Raw genomic sequence first — 2,836 nt, 5'->3', positions numbered from 1 at the left:
GCCGAAACCTCCGGGGCGGCCGAGGCGGAACCCGCGCCGGAGGTCGGCGTCGCCGCCCCCGTCGGGTCCCCGGAGTCCACCGCCGGTGCGGCGTCGGGCTCGGCACCGGAGGCGTAGCGGTAGCCGGCGCCGCCGACCAGGACGGCCGCCACCAGCGCCCCGCCGACCAGGGCCGTGCGGGCCCGCCCCGTGCGCATGCGCCGGCCGGTACGGATCTCCCGGCCCGTGCCGAACCCGGCGTCCGATCCGAGGACCGTGCTGGCCACGCTGGTGCTACCGCTCGATCCTTCGGGAAACGGGAAGAACACGGCCAGCAGGGCGGCCCGCCGGGCCAGCTCCCGCACCCCGCGCTCCTCCCAGTCCGATCCGTAGGCCCCGCCCGCGATTCGTTCCAGGACACCGAGGAAGACCTGGGCCGGCTGGGGGCGCTCGTCGGGCCGCTTGGCCATCCCCCGGCGCAGCAGCTCGTGCACCGGCTGCGGCGCCGGCTCGGTGGGAATCGGCGCGCTGGCGTGCTGGTCGCGTAGGGCGAGCAGGCTGCGCCCGTCGTACGGGGGACGGCCGGTCAGGCACTCGAAGAAGGTGGCCGTGGCGGCATAGATGTCGCAGGCCGGGGCCGCCGCTGCGCCGGTCCACTGCTCCGGCGCCATGTAGCGGGGAGTGCCGGTGACGGTGGTGGCCGCCTCCCCGCCGATCGGCATGGCGATGCCGAAGTCGGCGAGCTTGCTCTCGCCCGCTGCGGTGACCAGCACGTTCTCCGGCTTGTAGTCGCGGTGCACCACGCCCCGGTCGTGCGCCGCCGCCAAGCCGGCCAGCGAGCCCTTGAGGACGCAGAGCGCCGCCTCCGGCCCGGTCGGCCCGTTGGCGCGCAGCATCTGCCGCAACGAGACGCCGTTGACCAGCTCCATGACGATCGCCGCACCCGTGGGCGACTCGACGTACTCGTAGAGCCGGGAGACGTGCGGGTCGTCGATGTCAGCCAGCAAGCGGGCCTCGGTGCGGAAGGAGTCGCGGAACGAGGGGTCACCGCCGAGGCCACCGACGAGGTACTTCACGGCGACCGGGGTGCCGGTCGCGTCGTGGGTGGCCAGCACCACTCGACCGGACGCGCCCGAGCCCAGCTCACGCACCTCGGTGTAGCCGGACACCAGCCAGCTGTTGCCGCTCATTCGACGGTCTCCACCGCTTCCCCGGGCGCTCGCCCGCGCACACCCACTTCGACGCCGCTCATTCTGACCGGTGCCGTCCAGTCGGCCATCGGCGCAACGGGTGCATCCCTCGCTCCGTGTGTCTGCTCGTCGATGTGTGGCGGGGCGCGTAACTGCCCCTACGGCATCCTAGGAGGCTAGGTGAAATCGCCCCGCCGGGGCGGCGGAACCCCTGGCGCTCGGACCCTGGCGGCAATATCCTCCACATCACGCGTTCCCCCTGGAGCTCCTTTTCATCCATGTGCCGGCACGGCCACAGAGGAGATGCCATGCACTTCGACCATCCCGAACTCGACCGCCGTACCCTGCTGCGGGCCGGGCTCGGCGCGGCCACGGTCGCCGTGGTCGGCACGCAGCTCGCGTCCCCCGCCTCCGCGCTGGCGGCGTCCGATCCGGGGCTGGACTGGATCATCGACTGCGACGAGTGGGGCGCCCGGCCGCCCGCCGACCCGCTGTCGGTCAGCGAGATCGCCACCAACAAGATCATCGTGCATCACATGGCGTTTCCGAACGTCACCGACTACTCCCGCGAGCAGGCCGTGAAGCTCGCCCAGGAGTGCCAGAACCTGCACATGGACGGCAACGGCTGGTCGGACACCGGCCAGCACTTCACCGTCAGCCGCGGCGGCCATGTGCTGGAGGGCCGACACGGCAGCCTGGAACGGCTGGCCGCCGGCGACCGGCAGATGGTCTCGGCGCACTGCCCGGGCGAGAACGGGCGCGCCATCGGCATCGAGAACGAGGGCACGTACGTCGACGAGACCCCGCCGGAGGCGCTGCTGAACTCGCTGGTCCGGCTCTGTGCCACGATCGGCCGCCAGTACGGCCTGCACGCCCACGACATCTTCGGCCACTGGGACTTCCGCACCACCGCCTGCCCGGGGGCGGCGTTCTACCGGCAGTTCCCCGAGCTGCGTCGACGGGTCTTCCGCGAGCTGGGCACCAGCCCCGGCGACGTGCCGGCCCGGCGCTGGCCGGACCTGTGGCGGTTCGTCAGCTCCCCTTCGGTGCGGGTGGTGCAGTACCTGCTCACCCACCGCGGCTACGTCGTGCCGGTGAACAGCACGTTCGACGCCGCCACCGTCGCGGCCGTCCAGGACTGGCAGGCCCGCAACGGCATCCCGGTCGACGTGGACGCCACCCTCACGACGCCCACCTGGGAGACCCTCGCTCCCGAGCTGGACCAGCACGCCAGCGGCGCGCCGGTCAGCGCGGTGCAGTTCGTCCTCAACTGGAAGGGCTACGCCGACGTGGCGGTGACCGGCGAGTTCGACCACGCCACCCGCCGGGCAGTGCAGGACGTGCAGCGGCTGCACAGCCTGCCGCCGGACGGCAGGGTGGGCACGAGCACGTGGTGCGCGATCGTCGGCGGAGTGGTCCGGCAGTCGCTGCGGCGGCACTGACGGGCCGGCCCGGTGGGGCGGGGCCCCACCGGCCACCGACTGCCCGTCGGGGGCGGAGCACGCTCGACGACGGGCAGTCGCGCCTCGTAACACTTGTCCGCATAGCCCCCGAAAGACCCCCTGGATAAGCGCGACCTGACCCCGGGCGGGGGTCAGCCGTCCGCCGGGTACGCGCGGGTCTCGGCGGCCTTCACCCCCACCCACACCCCCTGCCCCGGGTGCAGG

The 2,836-nt window shown here is 73.1% G+C and carries 2 protein-coding genes; one reads left to right on the top strand and one right to left on the bottom strand.

What is annotated here, in order from left to right:
• A partial coding sequence (locus E1258_RS31665; RefSeq protein ID WP_132407540.1) for a serine/threonine-protein kinase occupies window positions 1–1,169 on the bottom strand: 1,169 nt, incomplete at its 3' end.
• Window positions 1,170–1,477: 308 nt separating this feature from the next.
• On the opposite strand from E1258_RS31665, the gene E1258_RS31660 reads away from it, so the two are divergent.
• Window positions 1,478–2,611 (top strand): peptidoglycan-binding protein, encoded by a 1,134-nt coding sequence (locus E1258_RS31660; RefSeq protein WP_132407538.1) that lies wholly within the window; start codon window positions 1,478–1,480, stop codon window positions 2,609–2,611.
• Window positions 2,612–2,836 lie beyond the last annotated feature (225 nt).

The sequence above is a fragment of the Micromonospora sp. KC207 genome (assembly GCF_004348615.1).
Taxonomy (GTDB): Bacteria; Actinomycetota; Actinomycetes; order Mycobacteriales; family Micromonosporaceae; genus Micromonospora.
The sequence above is the reverse complement of the archived record's forward strand: the minus strand, read 5'-3'. Positions and strand labels throughout refer to the sequence as shown.

Excerpts from the sequence above, each read along its gene's own strand:
- E1258_RS31660 (WP_132407538.1), top strand. The coding sequence starts at position 1,478 with ATGCACTTCGACCATCCCGAACTCGACCGCCGTACCCTGCTGCGGGCC.